Consider the following 19,078-nt stretch of genomic DNA (forward strand, 5'->3'; position numbering starts at 1 on the left):
AAGGGGCAGGCACAGAATTTGCACCCCCAACTTGACCTGCAACGTGTCGCAAACTGTCAAACCCCCGTCGAAAAGACACGGTCAACGGGGCGTCGATGGTCGTAGGTCGGTGCAGATCGCAACACGATTGCGCGGTGTGGCACCTGCCAGCTGACCCAACCGGGTTCGGTCCAGGTTTGAGAGAGAGTTGCGGATGGATTATGATGGTTTCATCCAGAAAGGGGCAGCGGCCAAGCTGGCTGTGCCCTTTACCGGAGCGCCCCAGGATTTTTATTTCCTGCTGTTGCCCAAGGCAACGATGCTGCCGGTCGCCGCTGCGATTGAACCGCTTCGGATCGCCAACCAGGTCACCAATACCGAATTGTACCGCTGGTACATCATGACCGAAGACGGCGAACCGGTGAAATGTTCCAACGGGATGACTGTGACGCCGGACCTGGCATTGCAACCGCTGCCATCAGATGCGGTTGGATTCGTATGCTCTGGCGTTGAACCGCATACCTCGGCCAGCGAAATCACCCTGAACTGGCTGCGCCGCGAACATCGGTTCGGGCGCCGTCTGGGCGGGATCTGTACCGGAGCATTCGCCCTGGCCCAGGCCGGACTGTTGCGCGAACAGCCCTTTACGCTGCATTGGGAAAACCAACCGGGGTTTGTGGAAATGTTCCCGCGGCTGACCCCCTCGCCCAATATTTTTGAAATCGTGGGGCGCCTGTTGACCTGTGGTGGGGGCAATGCCGCCACCGACATGATGCTGAACCTGATCGAAGAGCGCCACGGCAAAAAGCTGGCCATCATCATTGCCGACATGTGCCTGCATGTCCGCTCGGGTGGTCAGGCAGCTCCTCAGAAGTCGAATTATGCGGTTGCGATCGGCAGCCGCAACCAACGGCTGCTTTCGGCCTTGCAGCTGATGCAGGATTCGATCGAAGAACCGCTGTCGATCGGCGAGCTCTGCGACCAGCTGGATATTTCGCGTCGGCAACTGGAGCGCCTGTTTTCGCGCTATCTGAACGAAAGTCCGATGCATGTGTATTTCGACATGCGCCTGTCGCATGCCTATGCGTTGATGAATGAAACCGCCATGTCCGTGACCGAAATCGCCCTGGCGTCGGGGTTCAATTCGGCGACACATTTTTCCCGCCAGTTCAAACGAAAATTCGGGGCCTCGCCGCATTTCTTTCGCAAGGGATGGTCATAACCGGGCGGTCGTGACTCTGGGTTCGATTTGACCTACAAGCCACCGCCTGACCCCCTAACCTGTGGCCGTACCGATGACCGAACACCGCTCCGAACTGTTGATGCCTGCGGGCAACCTGCGCAAGCTGAAGATGGCAATCCTGTATGGGGCCGACGCCGTCTATCTGGGCACGCCGGACATGTCGCTGCGCACCAAATCCGAATTCTCGCTGGATGATGTGATCGAAGGGGTCCAGTTCTGCCACGATCACGGGCGGCGCGCCTACCTGACGCTGAACCTGTTTTCCCACAACAAAGACATTCCCAAGCTGAATGAATACATCGACACCGTCCGCAAGGTGCAGCCCGACGGGTTGATCATCGCCGACCCCGGTGTGTTCCAATACGTAAAGGAACGCGCCCCGGAAATCCCCCTGCATGTCTCCACACAGGCCAATATCTGCTCCTGGCTGTCCGTGAAATTCTGGCAGGACCAGGGGGCCGATCTGGTGGTGCTCGCGCGGGAGGTCTCTTATCCGGAGCTGGTGGAAATCCGCGAGAAATGTCCAGACATCAAGATTGAATCCTTTGTACATGGTGCCATGTGCATGACCTATTCAGGCCGATGCCTGTTGTCGAATTTCATGGCAGAACGCGGTGCCAATCAGGGCAACTGCGCCAATTCCTGCCGCTGGAACTACGGTGTAAGGATGCGCCTGAAAGACGGCACCGTGCAAGAGCTGGAGATCAACGAAGACAACGCCCATCTGTTCGAATTTCTGCTCGAAGAGGGCTGTCGCCCAGGTGAGCTGATGCCGATCGAAGAGGACGGGCGGGGGTCATATATCCTGAACTCACGCGATTTGTGCATCATGCCGAAACTGGATGACTACCTGAAAATCGGTATCGACAGTCTCAAGGTCGAAGGCCGCGGCAAGTCCGAATATTACGCCGCCGTGGTGGCGCGCGCTTATCGGATGGCGATCGACGATTATTATGCCGATCCGGACAATTGGAGCCCGAAGCCTTATATGCGCGAATTGGAGGCGGTGGGGAACCGGGGCTACACCCTGGCCTTCCACGATGGCCGTCTCTCCAATCTCGCACATGATTACGAACACACCGCGTCGCTGGCACAGTGGGAATATGCCGGTGTGGTGACCAAAGTCACCGACGATGCTTTTCACGTGCTGGTCAAATCCAAATTGACCGCCGGAGAGGTTCTGGAGTTCGTCTCGCCCCTGTCTCGCGACACAGTTCTGCTGCGAGTCTATGATTTTGAACGGGTCAAAGACGGCAAACGAATGGACGTGGTACACGGCAGCACTCAGAGCGAGATTCGCCTGCCCTTTTCCCTGTTCGACCACGAAGACATCGCGGATCTCAAGGCCCGTTTCCCGACCTATTCCGTGCTGCGCAAGGAACGTGCCCTAACCGATGAGCAATGGAACCGGGTGCGGTTTGACAAATTGACCCAGGCGCTGGAAGTCACCGGACAGGAGAACCCCAAAGCCTATGCGCGCCGCCGCGATGCGTTGGCCGACAGCGTGGCCCAGGACCACAACGAAAAGCGGTTCAAGACCAACCGCGTGGGTGTGGAGGGCTGCTGTGGCAAAGGATGCAACGGCTGTTTGATCTTCTGGCAAGGCGAGGAGTACGCCAAGGCCCGCGAGATCCTGCAAAAGCGCAAACAGGGCGAAATGCTGAGCCGCGCCGAGGCGACGGAGTTCAAGATGCCCAGTGGGCAATACGCCTGATCAGACGCACAACAGTGCCGTCGGGCGGACATTTTCTTACCCAAGAAAATGACCAATAAAATTAGCAATTTTATTAGGCGGAATTTTATTGAAAAATTCCGCGCCGCCCGATGATCTCAATCTCAATCGTAAGCCGCGTCGACAATCATCTCTACTTTCAGCTCGGCGCGGGCCAATTTGGCCTCGCCACAGGCACGTGCCGGGGCGTGGCCTTCGGGAACCCAAGCGTTCCAAACCTCGTTCAAACCGGCAAAATCGCTCATATCGGCCAGCCAGATGGTCACCCGCAGCATCTTTTCGCGCGATGATCCGGCCTGGGTCAGCAGCGCGTCGACCCGGCGCAGGCATTCTTCGGTCTGGGCCTGGATCGTGTCGCCTTCGCCAACCTGGCCCGTAATATAAGCCACACCATTGTGTTTCACGATTTTCGAGGACCGGACTCCGGTTTCAATACGTTCGATCATGTGCTGTCCCTCTGTTGATAACGTTTCACATTGCGCGCTGAATGACCGCAAAGCCGGAACACTACAACCATCAAACCCGGCGTCACGGGCGCGCAAAGCGGACAAAGAGGATCAACATTATTCCTTGATCATTAAAACCCAGCGGGTGCCATCGCTTTGCCAGCCGTTTTTGACCATCGCCCGGGTCGCACTGGCCCGATACCCCATGCGTTCATACAGGGCCCGCGCGCGGGTATTGTTATCTGCCACCACCAGGCTCATGCCATTGGGTCCCCGGAACTGTTCGGCAAACCCCAGCAAGGCGCTGCCGATCCCCTGCCCGCGTTGATCAGCCAGAGTCGACAGGACAAAAATATATCCGGTGCCCGGGGCCTCGTGCTCCAATTCCAGCAACGGGCGGAAAGCAGCCGGGGTTGCATCGTCGATTTTTTCCGGGTGATCGGGAATGCCATGCGTAATCAAACAGCCGCTGCGACCCGCGTCCGTTTCGGCTACCCATGCCTTGGTATAGGAAATCCCGGCCTCCTCACCCTGAACCCGATCCAGCGCAAACCCCCAGGCATCCTGTCCCGGGGCCGCCAGTTCAGCCCACATATGCTTGGCCAGCCCTTCGGTGGCCCGGTCAATCAGCGGTACAAGGAACTGTGCATCTTCACGGTCAGCACGTCTGATTTTCAGATCGGGCATGTGGCACCTCACTTCTTAATGCCCCCAGTATGCCAGAGGTTGCGCGATCAGCCAAACCAGCCGTTCAGAACGAAGCAGGGCGCCGTTTTGGCGCCCTGTGATCAAACCGGTTGAAATCCCCGCGAAAAGCTCAGCCAAACATGTCCGAGGTGATCCCGGCATACCACCCGATGCTCTCCTCATATGTGGCTTCGCGCAGCTCGCCGCTTTCGCCGGTTTGCGAGATGAACCCGTCGACCTTGGCAATCTTCTCTTCGGTCGCCTCGTAGGTGGCGCCAACTTTGACCCCGTCATTGGTGCCGATCAGCGACCAGCAAGTGTTCGAGAATTTGGCCGGGAACATTTTGGAGTCGGTCAGGGCCGCGCGCACGGCCATGGCGGCCACTTTGGCCTGCGAGTTTGCCGAGAACCCGGATTTGGGCATGTCGCCCTGAGCACAGGCGTCACCCAATACATGGATGTTTTCGTCCAATCGGCTTTGCATGGTGCGCCCATCAACCGGTGCCCAATTGCCTTCGGTGATGCCGGCCATTTCACAGATTCGACCCGCCTTCATCGCCGGAATGACATTGCAGACATCCACCGGGGTGATTTCCCCATCAATTGTCACGGTCATGGCATCGGGATCTACCGACACGATGTCTCCGCCAAAGTCGGGGCCGATCCAATCAATCATGCCATCGTAATGATTGGCCCATCCTTCCTGGAACAGCGCCATCTTGGAAAACTTTGGTTTTGGATCGGCGATGATGATCTTGGCCGTCGGGTTCCGTTCCTTCAACACATGGGCGATCATCGACACGCGTTCATAGGGGCCCGGAGGGCAGCGGAACGGATTGGGTGGCGCGACCATGGCGAATGTGCCGCCTTCGGGCATGGATTCAATCTGGGCCTTGAGCAGTTCGGACTGGGACCCAGCCTTGTAGGCATGGGGCATTTTGTTCTGAGCTGTGACGTCCCAGCCTCCGACTGCTCCGTCAATGAAATCAATACCCGGGCTCAGCACCAGCCGGTCATAAGGCAGCCAGCCCCCCCCCGCCAGCGTCACGGTCTTGGCGTCGCGGTCAATCCCGACAGCCCAGTCATGCACCACGTTGATGCCGTATTCGCTGGCCAGCTTGCCATAGGAATGGGCGATCGAGGACAGTTCGCGGAACCCCCCGATGTAAAGATTGGAAAAGAAGCAGGTGTAATAGCTGCGGCTGGGTTCAACCAGGGTGACATCAATCGCCCCCTTGGACCCTTTGGCGATATACCGCGCGGCTGTGGCCCCACCAGCACCGCCGCCAATCACCACGACACGGGGTTTGGCCGCACCCAGAACCATGGGGGCCTGAAGGGCTGCTGCGGCGGCAACGCCGGTGCCCAGGAATGTCCGTCTGTTAAAAGTCATGTGGTCTCTCCTCCCTGAAAATGAAACCGCGCCCGAGAGTTACTCGAGCGCGCCAAAAAACGTTGCCAGTGCCGCGATCTCTTCGTCCGACAGCCGCCCGGCCATCATCTGCATCACCGGATGCGGACGGATGCCGCGTTTATAGGCGTGCATGGCGAGCACAAAGTCCTCTTCGTACCACCCGGTGATCACCGGGATCCCGTCATAATCGCCGTCAATCTGATGGCAGGTGGTGCATTCCGTGGACAGGTATTCACCGTAATCCGGGTCCCCTACAATGGCCAGCACCTCCGGGCTCAGCTCCACCTCTTGCTTCAACGCCGTGGGGGCTGCTTCGGGAATGTCCTGGGGGCTGGACGAATATGGCCGCAGATAGGCCAGAATATCGCCTCGGTCTCGGGGCTTTTTCAGTCCGCGAAAATCCATGTTGGTGCCCGACACCAAGACTTTGGGATTGGTCAGATAGGCATCCAGATGTTCCAGATCCCAGACCATCCCGTCCCGACGCGCGCGGTTGATACCTTCGGAATAGGTGAAATCCTGAAACTGCGCCACGGTGCGATCAAAGATATTATTCAGATGTGGGCCGGTGCCATGTTTGGCCCCCTCGCCCACCATATGACAGCTGCCACATTTCTGCTGAAACAGCCGTTCACCACGAATGACGTCGCCAATCTGTGTGGCGTTTTCTTCGGCCATGGCCGCGCCGGTCAGCGCGGCCATGATTACAAATGCTCCTCCCAGAAACCGCATGGGATCAATCCGCGTACGATTTCAGATAGGCCAGAACCGCGTCGATATCCTTTTCCTTTTTCAAACCCGAAAAGGACATTTTGGTGCCCTTCATGTATTTCTTGGGCTTGGTCAAGAAGGCAGCCAGTTCTGCGTCGCTCCAGACCAGACCATCTTCGGCGGCGGCCTTCATCGGTTTGGAGTATTTGAACCCATCCACTGCGCCAGCGGCATGCCCGACAATGCCATTCAAAATCGGGCCTGTCTTGTTCTTGGCATCTTCACCCACCTGATGGCAGGCTTTGCACTTCTTGAACACCTTTTCGCCCTTGGCGACCAGTTCAGGGTCCAGGGCAACGGTTTCCACTACCGGTTCTACTGCAGCCTCTTCCACTGCCGGGGCCGCCTCGTCGGTTACTGCAGCCGCGTCATCGCCCCCTTCGTCCGGGGTCACGTCCAGCACCATGGCGCGCATGGTGATTTCAACGCTGTCCTTGCAGTTTTCCATGCAGGGTTCCGGGTTCCAGAAGTGTTTTTCCGCCGTTTCCCGATCGTCGACGATGAACCCACCCGCATTGGGCATTTCCACATCCAGGAAATTCTCGTTGGACAGGACGAAATCGTCATCCACCAAATCGTTGGAATACAGAATATAGGCAACCATGGCATAGACATCGTCGGTCGACATGGTCTGAGCCGCGCCAAAGGGCATCGACCGGTTCACATAGTCCCATGTGGTCGACAGATACGGCCAATAGGAACCCACGGTTTTCAATGGATCCTTGTCGGCCAACGTGCCTTCGCCGCCAGCCAGTTTTGGCCAATTGTCCACCCCTTCGGCAAAATCACCGTGGCAGATGGCGCAATTCTCGGCAAAGATCTCTTCGCCGACTTCGACCGACCCAGAGCCGGCGGGCAGTCCCGTGCCATCCGGGGCCACGTCCTTGTCCCAGGCGGCGATCTCTTCGGGGAGCGCGGCGCGTCCCAGGCCGAATTTGCCAGCCTGAGCCGGGGCGGCCAACGCCAGCAAGGCGGCTGTGCTGATGATCAGATTACGATACTTCGACATTTTCCGCCTCGCCGTTTGCCTTGACCCACCAGGTCTGGATGCAGTTGTTGTGATAGATCGAGTTTTCGCCACGCACCGCGCGCAAATCCTGTTTTGATGGCTGCACATAGCCGCTGCTGTCCTTGGCGCGGGCCTGCAACAGCATCTCTTCGCCCTGCCAGTTGTAGTCCAGGTAGAACCGGGTCAACGCCTTGTCGGTGCCGGGCGCACCCAGACGCGCCTCGGTCCAGGTCTTGCCACCATCAACCGAAACATCCACACCCGTGATCGCCCCACGACCGGACCAGGCCAGACCGGTGATCACCAGCGGGCCATGGCCGTGTTTGATCGGAGCCTGCGGGCTGGGGCTGGTGACAACCGATTTGGCGTCCATCACCCAGGTCCATTTGCGCGATGTGCCATCTTCGAGCGTGTCGGTGTATTTGCTGGTTTCCTCACGGCTTTCGATCGCCATTTCGGTAACCTCGATGCGGCGCAACCATTTGATCCACATGTTGCCTTCCCAACCGGGGACAACCAGACGCACGGGATACCCATGTTCCTTGCGCAGCGCTTCGCCATTGGCTTTGAACGCGACCAGGACATCGTCCATCGCCTTGTCCAGCGGGATCGAGCGGCCATTGGATGATGCATCGGCCCCTTCGACATAGACCCATTTACCTGCGGTCTGCACACCGGCCTCTTCCAACAGCGTGCGCAGTGGGATGCCGGAATATTCCATGTTGTGGATCATGCCATGGGTGAATTGCGCACCGTTCAGCTGGGAACCGGCCCATTCCATGCCGGTGTTGGCCGCACATTCACAGAAATACACCCGGTTTTCGCGGGGGAAGCGTTCCAGATCCTCGTAAGTGAAGACCAGCGGTTGATCGACCAACCCGTTGATCATCAAACGGTAATCTTCCTTGCGCAATTCGATCGCACCCGAATGGTGGCGTTCGAACGCACAGCCCTGGGGCGTGATGGTGCCGTCCAGCGCATGGATCGGCGTAAAGTTGATCGAACTGATGGTATCAGCTGTCAGCCATTCCACATTGCGGCGCACCACGTCCTGCTCGAATTCAATCGGCATTCCATAAGGCGTGGCGTCAACGCCGTCGCCCGTGCCGGACGCCCAGTCCTGTAGCTCGGTGATCAGCGGATCGGGGCCTGCGGCCTTGGCCGCGGTGGCCGCCACCGCACCTGCGCCAGCCGCTGCTGCACCAGTCAGAAACTGACGGCGCGAAGGGGCCAATGTCTTGGAGTTTTCGCTCATGTCGGGTTTGCCTCCTTACATCATGAAATTCACTTGTGTGAATTCGTAAGTTCAAAATTTTTTCGGGGTGGCCCCGGACGCCTTAGGCGCCCGCGACCTGAACCGAGGTGTTGGGGGTGACGCTGATGGTGCCCTGTTTGCGGATATGGCTTTCGACCACATCCCAGATCTGGGGCCCTTCGGTGCCTTCGTTGACGCTGGCCCAGCCGGCGACCACATAGGTCTTGGCCGGGTCGATCTTTTCACCTGTTTTCAGCAATGTCATGTCGCTGATCCGGCTGCCCTGGGGTTTGGTGATGTCGATGCGATAGCCCATGCCACCGATCCGCACCATGTCACCACCCTGTTGGTAATACGGGTCAGGATTGAACAGGTTGTCGCCCACGTCTTCGAGAATGGTGTGGATGAATTCGCCGGTCATTTCCGTGCGATAGGCCTCGCCATAGCTCATCGAGGTGACGTTCCAGATATCTTCGCGGGTGATCGCCTGTCCGGGCAGGATCGACGGCCCCCAGCGCACACCCGGCGACATGGCGATGTCAGCTTCACGTTCGCTGATCAGCGCATCACAGATCACGTCATCCCAGGTGCCGTTGAAATTGCCGCGCCGATACAGCGTGCTGTTTTCATCTGTGTGGCCAATGACTTCGGCCAGCTGATCGGCATAGGGCGCGCGTTGATCGTCGATCAGTTTGCTGATCACCGGATCGGGCGCAATCACATCGGAGAAGATCGGGATCAGCTTGTGCTTCAGGCCCATCATCTTGCCATCACGCACGTCCAGATCAACGCGGGAGACGAATTTGCCGTTTGAACCGGACGCGATGATATGGGTCTGCCCCACCAGCACGGGTTCGGGTAGCGCGTCATGGGTGTGACCCGACAGGATCACGTCAATGCCGGACACACGGCCCGCCATCTTCTTGTCCACGTCGAACCCGTTATGGGACAACACGACCACGCATTCGGCACCCATATCGCGGACCTCGTCCACCATGGCCTGCATGTTTTCGTCGCGGATACCGAACGAATATTCCGGGAACATCCAGCGCGGGTTGGCGATGGGCATATAGGGAAACGCCTGACCGATCACGGCGACTTTGACCCCACCGGTTTCATAGAACTTATACGGCTTGAAAAGCTCGGCGGGTTCGTCCCATTCCGCGTCAAAGATGTTTTGGCCCAAGGCCACAAACGGCAACCCTTCGACGATCTCGTTCACGCGCTCGGACCCCAGGGTGAATTCCCAGTGGAATGTCATCGCATCCGGTTTCAGCGCGTTCATCACATTGACCATGTCCTGGCCTTGGGTGTGATGACAGGTATAGGAGCCATGCCATGTGTCCCCCCCATCCAGCAACAGCGCGTCAGGGCGATCCGCACGGATCGAATTGATCACCGTCGATACCCGATCCAACCCACCAACCCTGCCATAGGTTTTGGCCAGCGATGCGAAATCATTGTAGGTCATCGCATAGGCCGACGGGCTGCCGTCACTGATGCCATAGGCCTTGCGGAAATCCGCGCCGGTGACATGTGGCATCTGACCTTTGGCCGCGCCCACACCCAGGTTGATCTCCGGTTCGCGGAAAAAGATCGGCTTCATCTGTGCGTGAATGTCGGTGATGTGGATCAGGCTGACATTGCCAAAGGTTTCGAACTCCAGCAACTGATCCTGCGTCAGCGCCTGCTGCGCGGCCAGACGCGCCCAATTGCCAAACCCAGACGCGCCAACCATGGCGGATGCGGCCATGGAGACCTGAAGAAAATCACGACGAGAGATCATGTTGGATCAGCTTTCCGTTCTTTCACGCGACATATTCGCATGTGTGAATGTTGTTAAAGCGAGATACCCCGCGTCACCGGCAGGCAACGCGGGGTTCAAGTGGTTTAGTTGCGCACCGAAGGCGCTTCGACCGACAGGCCGTTGCCACGGGATGCAACATACAGTTCCAGCGCCACAAAATCGGACGAGCCGGGTTTGTAGGTTTCGGCACGGGTGTCACGCACACAGCCCTTGAAACGCGCGTGCGCGTTGTTGAGCTTGGTGTTTTTCAGACGATACACCGGGAACCCGTTGATCTGGCCTTGGGACAGGTGGTCGGCCCGGATCATGTTGCCATAATTCTCTTCATGGCAATTCGCACAGGACAGGTCCAGCTGACCGGTGCGGGTGTAATACATGTCCTTGCCTTTTTCCCAGGTCGCCTGGGCCGGACCGTCAATGGCAACATTGACCGGCATACCGCGCGACTGAACGCTGATCAGCGCTTCCATCGCGGTCATCTTGCCGCCAGTGTATTTCCACTTTTCGGCACCCATCTGGTTTTCGCGACAGTCGTTGATCTGATGCGCGAGGGTGCGCACTTCGCCAGCCGCTTCGTTCCATTTGGGATAGACGGCGCGCACGCCGGTCATGCTGGACTCGACATCCTCATGGCACGACGCACAGGCCTTGCCTTCGGTCCCGTCAACGGCGTCCCACTGCTCCAGGGCCTGATCAACAAAGATCATTCCCGGATTGTCGAAATCATCCATCTGCAGTTCCTGGGTTTCATCCGAGCGGTAAATCCAGCCCGACGTCACTTCGTCCACTGCCCCGTCCAGATGCGCAGGAGCCGGGGCCCGGATAACCATTTTGAGGTCCCCGTTCACCACCAGATCGGCGCTTTCGTCGGCCATGGCGGCGGTCCCAAAGGCCCCTGCCGCCAAAGCGATGGCTGTGAGGGTGCCCCTCATTGGCTTGATCATGTGCGTTTCCTCCCTGTTCGCGGCGTTATTCAGGCGATCTTGACTGATTTTTTGGTGTCATAGACCGACCCATCATCGTCGTACCAGGTGAACACGAAATCACCGGCTTCGGGCACGATGGCCTCGAACTGGACATAGGGGTTTGTCGAAATCGCCGCTTCCATGGTCATGTCGAGAACCGACTGGCCGTTGAAGTCGACGGTAAAGCGATTGATGATCGACCGCGGGATCAGGTTGCCTTCCTTGTCCTTGCGCTGACCACTTTCCATCTTGTGGCTGATCAGGGACTTGATGGTGACGGTTTCACCAGCAGCTGCGGACTTTGGAACCTTGACGCGGGGTTTTACACCGGATGCCATATTGTTTTCTCCTTGATATCAGAAGTTCAGTGAGCGGGCAGCTTTTAGCCGCCACAGCCCCCGATGGTCACTTTGACGGTGGCGCTGGCCTTGGCGAACGACCCATCTGCCAATTTGGCAATGGCAACAACGTCCTGTGTGCCAGCCAACCGGATCCGTGTCGATGCAGCCTGGGCTCCGGCCAGCGGACCAAAGTTGAAGGTTGCAACGCCCGGTGTCGGGTTTCCTGTGGCCAGGACCATGATCGAAACTGCACCAGGCGCATCAACCGCGATCGGAACCGTGTTGCCATTTTCAGCGATTTCAGGCGCGGTCAGGGTGATCCCTGCATCCGCCATGTCGGCACCGCCCGTGAATGCGGCAATCTGGTCGTCAGCCGCGGCGTTCACGCGGAACGGCAGAACGGTGACAACCGCAGCGCCCAAGCCCATGGCCAGGGTTTCGCGACGTGAGAATTCCATCTTCTCTCTCCTTTGAATTACGCGAAGGCGGGACAAAGATCCCAGCGCTTTACTCTTTCAGTGTCGCCAAAAAGGCGATCACATCTTCGATTTCCTGAGCGGTCAGGATCGGCGTCAGCGGGCCTTCGGCGGCCTTGCCGGTGTAGGCGTCGCCGGGACGCGTGAACCCGTCCACCTTGTAAAAGGCAGGCATCACCGTGCCATCGAATGTCATTTTGGCGTCAGCCAGAAGGCCACGCATTTCCGCAGTGTCCCAACGATCACCAGCACCATCCAATGTCGGGCCAACTTCGCCGTGGAACGGTACATCGGCCAGCGCCGAAATGGCGTGGCAGGCCACGCAGTTGCCTTTGGATTTCGTGCCCGCAACGATGGCACCATTGGCGGCATCACCCGCCATGCCAGTCAACGAGGCGTCAACGCCACCGTCTTCGTTGAACATCACATCTTTCGGAGCGACGTCGCTGGCTAGAGCGGCACTGCCGATCAGGCTGGCGGCCAATGTCAGAGATGTAAGCTTCATGGATCCTCCCGTTCGCTGCCACGTCTTGCGTGGCTTCGCTGTTTCCTTGCATACCGTAGGCTACCGGTGCCTCGGAACGCAACAACAAATTCATTATTATGAATTATTCGATTATTATGTCGCGGATCAGTCAAACGAACCATTGTTGCGCTCCTGGATGCGGCGCGCATGGTATCGCTGAAAATCTTCTCCGTTATCAAGCGTATACCGTTTTTCCGCAACCCAGGTAAACATGTCCAACGTCGTCCCCGCCCCAAAAGCGCCCGGCATCATCGAAACTGCGGCCTGTTGGGCGGTCTGCCCTTCTTCGACGTCTTCGGGCAGGAAGAGAATCGTCGGTGTGAACAGAACACCCCATTTGCGGGCCATGTCCTTTTCTGGCAACGTCTGACCGTCGAAATCGGTCACTTCGACATCCCCGTACAGGTTCAACTGCACCACGAAATACTTGTCACCGATATAGCTGTCGATCTCAGGACGCGGGAAAACATCGGTGTGCATCTTGGTGCAATAGATGCACCCCCGTTGTTCAAAAAACAGCACCAGCCGTTTGCCTTCTGCGTTGGCCTCTTCCAGATCCTCGCGCAGGTCCTTGAAGGTGTCCCGCATCCACGACGTCTTGTGCAGGCCATCATCGCCCAATTCAACAGCGCCAACAGACCCGGCGATCAACAGTCCCGCCATCAGTGAAATCCAACGTTTCATCTTCTTTCCTCCCTCAGTCGCACACAATCAGTCGCACACAATCATCCCAAAGCCCCAAACCCCGGCATCCAACGGATCATCGCATCAGCGATCAGGCTGACACCACCGGTGACAATCAAAATGGCAAAGATAATCAACATGACCCCCATGCCTTTTTCCACCCAGGCAAACGCCGCGCGGTGGCGGGCGATCCAGGTCAAAAACGGTTTGGCAAACAGCGCCGCAATGACAAAAGGGGCCGTCATCCCAACCCCATAGACCAACAACAGCGCCCCACCGCGCCAGATGTCCCCCATGCCAGAAGCCACCATCAGGATCGACGCCAGCGCCGGTCCCACACAGGGCGTCCAGCCAAAGCCAAAGGCCAACCCCATCAGATAGGCCCCGATCACGGTTGTGGGTTCCGCCGTGCTTTCCACCCGCGCCTCGCGATAGAGCAGCGGTATGCGCAGGACGCCCAGAAAATGCAGCCCGAACAGCGTCAGAATGGCAGCCGCCACATAAGACAGCGGCTCCATCAGTTGCCCAAACAGCTGCCCCAGCGCGGTCGCCCCCATGCCCATCAGCATAAAAATCGTGGTCACCCCGGCGGCGAAACACAGCGCACTGATCAACAGGCGGCGTTGGGCACCGGGCGCAATCTCTCCGTCTCCGCGCAGCTCGGAGACGGACAACCCGCCCATATAAGACAGGTAAAAGGGTACCATTGGCAGGATACACGGGGTAAAGAAGCTGAGAAGTCCCGCAATCAGGGCACCCGCAAAGGTAATGTCCAGCATGGGTCCAGGCGGTCCTTTCTAAGGCGTGCGGATATGTGGGCACGCTTGATAAATTCACACATTCAAATTATGTTGTAAGATACGCTTACGTCAACAGATGGCTCACAGGACCCAGGATGCGGATCGCTCTTTCATTGAAACAAACATTCACCGGCCTTGTGGCCGGGATGGTTCTGTCAACGATGGCACAGGCCACCGAACTTGTCATGGTCGAACAGACCGGATGCGAGTGGTGCGAACGTTGGAACCAGGAAATCGCCCCGATTTACCCCAAGACAAGCGAAGGCCGATTTGCCCCATTGCGGCGGGTTGACCTGCGAAATATGCCGGATGACCTTAAAATCACACGTCGCGTAAACTTCACCCCGACCTTCTTGATTGTTGAGAACGGGCATGAGATTGGCCGTCTCGAAGGGTATCCCGGCGAAGATTTCTTTTGGCCTGTTCTGAATGGGCTGTTGGTCGACACTGCTGGATACACTGATGATACGGCGCCCTCGGTTGAGGGCGATAGCTGAAACCGTCTGAAACGATACAGGGTCAGGCGACTTAAAAACAGATCAGTGGCGCCGATCCCCGCGCCACGATTGCAAGGAGAGTGGACATGGCACTGCCTCAGTTCTCGACGGAAATGGCGGAAGAAGAGTTGGACAAGATGGTCGACAATGCGACGACCGCGTCCAACTTTCTCAAGGCGATCAGCCACGAAGGCCGGTTGATGATCCTCTGCCATCTGGTGACCGGTGAAAAATCCGTTACCGAACTCGAAGACCTGCTGTCCGCACGCCAGGCTGCCGTGTCCCAGCAATTGTCCCGCCTGCGTCTCGAAGGGCTGGTCATTCCCCGCCGCGACGGCAAGGCGATCTATTACCGTCTGGCTGACGAACGCCCACGTCGCATTCTCGAAGTGGTCTATGAACTGTTCTGCAATTCGGACGACTGACATCCAACCGGCGCGTCCTGCCGTTGCGCGCTGTCTTTGGCTTGATCCGGGGTCCACTGTCCGACACACTAACGATGTGACGGATCGTCCGGGAGACATGCCATGTACGAGTTTCTGACTGACCACCAACTGGTTGCCCTGATCGGACTGGGCGGTGGCGTCCTGTTGGGACTGGCCGCCCGGTTGGGCCGGTTCTGCACCCTCGGCGCAATCGAAGACCTGCTGTATGGCGGCAGCGCCACCCGGATGCAGATGTGGATTCTGGCCATCGGCATCGCCGTCATGGGCAGCTTCACGCTGAGCGGTCTGGGTCTGTTCGACACCAGCGAGAGCTATTACCTGTCAATCCGCTGGATGCCGCTGGCATCAATCATCGGGGGATTGATGTTTGGCTATGGCATGGCCCTGTCGGGCAACTGTGGCTATGGCGCGATTGCCCGGTTGGGTGGTGGCGATCTGCGGTCGTTCGTTATTGTTCTGGTCATGGGCGTCTCCACTTATGTGGTTCTGCAGGGTCCATTGGCACCGCTGCGCAACCTGTTGTTCGAACAGGTCGAAGTCACATCCGACCTGCCCCCCGGGCTGGCCCATCATGCGGCACGGATTACCGGGTTGCCGCTGCATTGGGTTGGCGTCGGTATCGGGTCCGTGATCGTTTTGGGCGTGCTGGCCACAGGTGATCTGCGCCGCGATCCCAAGGCGTTGTTCTGGTCCGTCATGGTCGGACTGGCCATCGTGTCGGGGTGGGCCGGCACCACATACATCAATGCCATCGGGTTCGAAGCATTGCCCGTTGTCTCGCACAGTTTTTCCGCACCCGTTGGCGAAAGCATCCTGTGGGCCATGACCGGCAGCCTGCGTCCTGTCACCTTTGCCGTCGGCTCCATCGCGGGTGTCTGGATCGGAGCCTTTGTCGGGTCGATGATCAAGGGGCATTTTCGTTGGGAAGCCTGCGAAGACCCGCGTGAACTGCGCCGTCAAATTGTGGGGGCCGCCATCATGGGGGCCGGGGCCGTGATTGCCATGGGCTGTACCGTTGGTCAGGGCATGACCGCTTTTTCCGTACTGTCGATCAGCGCGCCGGTGACCTTTTTGGCGATCTTTGCCGGGGCCGCAGTGGGGCTGCGCCAATTGATCGAAGGGTTCTCGCCTGCGCAATAAGCGCGGCTCTGCCATCCAGTTTACAATCCAGGGTCAGAAATATCCTGACCCGTCTGTCAAATCCGCAGGAGACCCCGGTTTGCGCCGCAAAGATATTGAAGACGACCCGACAATCGGCAATCGCTCCGAAGCCTATGAAGCCTTTGACGATCTCCCCAAGAACCCGGATCTGAACGGATCCATTGGCGATCTGATCGCCACGCGGTATGGGCGACGTGATCTGATCGGCGGGTTGCTTGGTGTGTCGGCCACCGCGGCACTGTTCGGCGCAACCGCCCTGCCCCATCCCACAAGCGCTGCTACCGTTCGGACATCTGGCGGTCGGTTTGTCTTTGACGAATTGACATGGGGCATTGACCACACCCACCATGTGGCGCCGGGGTACACCGCTGACATTTTGGTGCGCTGGGGCGATCCGATCACCCCGGGCGCCCCCGCATTCGACGTTTTCAACCAAAGCGCCACGGCCCAGTTGCAGCAATTTGGCTACAACAATGACTATGTCGGTTTTGTGCAGCTCGACGAGACGGGCAACCGGGGGCTGTTGTGCGTCAATCACGAATACACCAACGAAGAGATGATGTTTCCCAATCTCGGCCGCCAGGATCGCGCCGATTTTGCCGCCATGACCCGCGCGCTGGTCGACATTGAAATGGCCGCCCACGGTGGGTCCGTGGTGGAAATAACCAAGTCCGACGATGGCGCATGGGCCGTAGATCTGAAAAGTCCTTTGAACCGGCGGATCAGCCCCCTGAACACCGAGATGGCGATCGGCGGCCCCGCTGCGGGTCACCCCAGAATGCGAACGAACGCGGATCCATCCGGCACCAGGGTCATCGGTACCCTGAACAATTGTGCGGGCGGCATGACACCCTGGGGCACATGGCTGATGGCCGAAGAGAATTTTCACGGCTATTTCTGGACGGATGAGCTGGATTGGGACGGGGACCCGGATCTGTCCGAACAACCCCACGCCGACAGTCTGAAACGCTATGGCATCCCCGGACGCTGGTACGCCTGGGGCAAGGTGCATGATCGGTTCAATCTCGACCGGACACCGCATGAGCCCAACCGGTTCGGCTGGGTGGTCGAAGTTGACCCGCAAGACCCACAGGCGATGCCTGTCAAGCACACAGCTTTGGGACGGTTCAGCCATGAAGGTGCGGATCCCATTGTGGCAAAATCCGGCCATCTGGTTGTGTATATGGGCGATGATGCCCGGTTCGAATATGTCTATAAATATGTCTCCAATGGGGTGATCACAGACGACAGCACACCCTCATCCGACCTGTTGAGCAACGGGGTGCTCCATGTCGCCCGTTTCGAGGCCAATGGCGACCTGAACTGGCTGCCTCTTGTGTTTGGAGAAGGCCCGCTGACACCGGACAACGGGTTCGACAGCCAGGCAGATGTGCTGATCGATACGCGGCTGGCGGCAGACGCTCTGGGGGCCACGCCGATGGATCGCCCCGAAGACGTCGGCCCGCGCAGCGACGGACGGGCGTTTGTCATGCTCACGAACAATTCCCGGCGCAAACCGGATCAGGTTGACGCGGCCAACCCACGCGCAAAATCCAAATTTGGCCATATCATCGAAATCGCCGAATCCGGAGGGGATCACGCCGCGCGCCAGGGCAGATGGTCTATCCTGGTGAAATGCGGGGATCCGGGGGTGGCCTCGGTCGGGGCCGAATGGCACCCGGACACCAGCGAAAACGGCTGGTTCGGCTCTCCGGACAATTGCGCAATTGATGCCGAAGGCCGATTGTGGGTCGCCACCGATCAAGGCAGCAAGTGGCATCGCACAGGCAAAGCCGATGGACTATACGGTGTGGAAACAGACGGAGCGATGCGGGGCCGCTCAAAGCTGTTCTTTCGCGCCCCTGTGGGCGCAGAGGTGGCTGGCCCCTGTTTCACCCCGGACATCGAAACCCTGTTTGTGTCCGTGCAACATCCCGGAACCGATGGCACCACGTCGTTGAAAGGGTTTGAACGGGTCTCGACCTTTGACGATCCCGCCACCCGATGGCCGGATTTTGCGCCCGATATGCCGCCGCGCCCGTCGGTCGTGGTGGTGCGCAAGATCGGCGGCGGCAAGATCGGGGAATGACTTCGCACCTCCAGATCTGGCGGTAACCAGGCGGAGCGCACCCTGTAGGTGCGCACAGGTTTGCGCCCTTCGGGCGGCGGGTCCCCGTGGCACTGTCTCTACATCGTTCCATGCGTCAGCTCTTCCTGAGGGCCTGCGCCTTCCCACGGCAATGTGACACCGGGTGATCTGTCTGATGTTATAGAACGGACCCGGACACTCGCCAGAGATTCACCTGAAACTCGCCCGAAATCCGATGGAGCCAAACATGCGCCTGCTGCCCCTTTCCGCCTTTACCCTGTCCGCCTTTGCCCTTGCCACTGCCAGCCTGGCCGCTGATCCAAAGCCACGCGACGGATGGGCCATCCACGACACCGACAAACCCTACGACACGCTGATCCAGGATGTGCGCAGCGCCGTCACGGCCAATGGGATGGGGATCGTGACCCAGGCGGGCCCCACCGGGGCCGCAGCCAAACGTGGCATCACGATCCCGGGCAACCGGGTCATCGGCGTGTTCAACAATGACTACGCGGTCAAGATCCTGGGCCTGTCGACGGCAGCCATGATCGAAGCCCCGATCCGGTTTTATGTCACCGAAGACAACGACGGCAGTGCCACTTTGTCCTACAAGACGCCCAGCCATGTCTTTGCACCCTATCTCGACGAAGGCGGCGCGACCTTGCAGGCGTTGGCCGCGGAATTGGACACCCGGTTTGCCGTCATCGCGGAACAAGCCGTGAAATAGATCTTTGCATTGGTCACACTGGC

General features: G+C 58.6%; 20 protein-coding genes. 7 read left to right on the forward strand and 13 right to left on the reverse strand.

All coding sequences use genetic code 11. From position 1 onward, the window contains the following. Nucleotides 1-193 precede the first annotated feature (193 nt). Both K3727_15080 and K3727_15085 read left to right on the forward strand, forming a co-directional pair. Complete coding sequence (locus K3727_15080; protein UWQ90105.1) at nt 194-1,201, forward strand: GlxA family transcriptional regulator; 1,008 nt, start codon at nt 194-196, stop codon at nt 1,199-1,201. Between the two features lie 73 nt (nt 1,202-1,274). Then, nucleotides 1,275-2,936, forward strand: a complete 1,662-nt coding sequence (locus K3727_15085; GenBank protein ID UWQ90106.1) for a U32 family peptidase — start codon at nt 1,275-1,277, stop codon at nt 2,934-2,936. Nucleotides 2,937-3,058: 122 nt separating this feature from the next. On the opposite strand, the gene K3727_15090 is transcribed toward K3727_15085, so the two are convergent. The 13 genes from K3727_15090 to K3727_15150 form a co-directional block, all read right to left on the reverse strand. After that, nucleotides 3,059-3,400: a RidA family protein gene (locus tag K3727_15090; GenBank protein UWQ90107.1), complete on the reverse strand. Its 342-nt coding sequence runs from the start codon at nt 3,398-3,400 to the stop codon at nt 3,059-3,061. A gap of 117 nt (nt 3,401-3,517) precedes the next feature. Continuing rightward, nucleotides 3,518-4,087, reverse strand: coding sequence for a GNAT family N-acetyltransferase (locus K3727_15095; GenBank protein UWQ90108.1), 570 nt, complete (start codon nt 4,085-4,087; stop codon nt 3,518-3,520). Between the two features lie 130 nt (nt 4,088-4,217). Further along, nucleotides 4,218-5,480: an NAD(P)/FAD-dependent oxidoreductase gene (locus K3727_15100; protein UWQ90109.1), complete on the reverse strand. Its 1,263-nt coding sequence runs from the start codon at nt 5,478-5,480 to the stop codon at nt 4,218-4,220. 39 nt (nt 5,481-5,519) lie between these two features. Continuing rightward, entirely contained in the window at nt 5,520-6,233 is a 714-nt protein-coding gene (locus K3727_15105; protein UWQ90110.1) for a c-type cytochrome, read from the reverse strand. A gap of 4 nt (nt 6,234-6,237) precedes the next feature. Further along, nucleotides 6,238-7,281, reverse strand: coding sequence for a c-type cytochrome (locus K3727_15110; GenBank protein ID UWQ90111.1), 1,044 nt, complete (start codon nt 7,279-7,281; stop codon nt 6,238-6,240). Beyond that, nucleotides 7,265-8,536, reverse strand: a complete 1,272-nt coding sequence (gene soxC / locus K3727_15115) for a sulfite dehydrogenase (GenBank protein UWQ90112.1) — start codon at nt 8,534-8,536, stop codon at nt 7,265-7,267. The genes K3727_15110 and soxC overlap by 17 nt, the downstream gene beginning before the upstream one ends. Nucleotides 8,537-8,618: 82 nt before the next feature. Next, nucleotides 8,619-10,322 (reverse strand): thiosulfohydrolase SoxB, encoded by a 1,704-nt coding sequence (gene soxB, locus K3727_15120; GenBank protein ID UWQ90113.1) that lies wholly within the window; start codon nt 10,320-10,322, stop codon nt 8,619-8,621. Between the two features lie 104 nt (nt 10,323-10,426). Then, nucleotides 10,427-11,275 carry a sulfur oxidation c-type cytochrome SoxA gene (gene soxA / locus K3727_15125; protein UWQ93402.1) on the reverse strand — a complete coding sequence of 283 codons (849 nt, stop codon included), beginning with the start codon at nt 11,273-11,275 and terminating at the stop codon, nt 10,427-10,429. A 41-nt stretch (nt 11,276-11,316) separates the two neighbouring features. Next, nucleotides 11,317-11,646, reverse strand: a complete 330-nt coding sequence (soxZ, locus tag K3727_15130) for a thiosulfate oxidation carrier complex protein SoxZ (protein UWQ90114.1) — start codon at nt 11,644-11,646, stop codon at nt 11,317-11,319. A gap of 44 nt (nt 11,647-11,690) precedes the next feature. Next, complete coding sequence (gene soxY, locus K3727_15135; GenBank protein ID UWQ90115.1) at nt 11,691-12,107, reverse strand: thiosulfate oxidation carrier protein SoxY; 417 nt, start codon at nt 12,105-12,107, stop codon at nt 11,691-11,693. A 49-nt stretch (nt 12,108-12,156) separates the two neighbouring features. Then, nucleotides 12,157-12,630 carry a sulfur oxidation c-type cytochrome SoxX gene (gene soxX / locus K3727_15140; protein ID UWQ90116.1) on the reverse strand — a complete coding sequence of 158 codons (474 nt, stop codon included), beginning with the start codon at nt 12,628-12,630 and terminating at the stop codon, nt 12,157-12,159. Between the two features lie 126 nt (nt 12,631-12,756). Then, entirely contained in the window at nt 12,757-13,335 is a 579-nt protein-coding gene (locus tag K3727_15145; GenBank protein UWQ90117.1) for a thioredoxin family protein, read from the reverse strand. A 41-nt stretch (nt 13,336-13,376) separates the two neighbouring features. Further along, complete coding sequence (locus K3727_15150; protein ID UWQ90118.1) at nt 13,377-14,114, reverse strand: cytochrome c biogenesis protein CcdA; 738 nt, start codon at nt 14,112-14,114, stop codon at nt 13,377-13,379. 167 nt (nt 14,115-14,281) lie between these two features. Between K3727_15150 and K3727_15155 the strand changes: the two genes are divergently transcribed. From K3727_15155 to K3727_15175, 5 genes are all read left to right on the forward strand, one after another. After that, a complete protein-coding gene (locus K3727_15155; GenBank protein UWQ93403.1) occupies nt 14,282-14,632 on the forward strand; it encodes a hypothetical protein in 351 nt (116 codons plus the stop codon). Between the two features lie 86 nt (nt 14,633-14,718). Then, a complete protein-coding gene (locus tag K3727_15160; GenBank protein UWQ90119.1) occupies nt 14,719-15,057 on the forward strand; it encodes a metalloregulator ArsR/SmtB family transcription factor in 339 nt (112 codons plus the stop codon). A 102-nt stretch (nt 15,058-15,159) separates the two neighbouring features. Beyond that, complete coding sequence (locus K3727_15165) at nt 15,160-16,218, forward strand: YeeE/YedE family protein (GenBank protein ID UWQ90120.1); 1,059 nt, start codon at nt 15,160-15,162, stop codon at nt 16,216-16,218. A 79-nt stretch (nt 16,219-16,297) separates the two neighbouring features. Beyond that, the gene (locus K3727_15170; protein UWQ90121.1) at nt 16,298-18,328 is read left to right on the forward strand and encodes a PhoX family phosphatase; all 2,031 of its coding nucleotides are present in this window, start codon (nt 16,298-16,300) and stop codon (nt 18,326-18,328) included. 235 nt (nt 18,329-18,563) lie between these two features. Beyond that, nucleotides 18,564-19,055, forward strand: coding sequence for a DUF302 domain-containing protein (locus K3727_15175; protein ID UWQ90122.1), 492 nt, complete (start codon nt 18,564-18,566; stop codon nt 19,053-19,055). Nucleotides 19,056-19,078: the final 23 nt, after the last annotated feature.

This window comes from Rhodobacteraceae bacterium M382 (genome assembly GCA_025141015.1).
Classification (GTDB): Bacteria; Pseudomonadota; Alphaproteobacteria; order Rhodobacterales; family Rhodobacteraceae; genus Aliisedimentitalea; species Aliisedimentitalea scapharcae.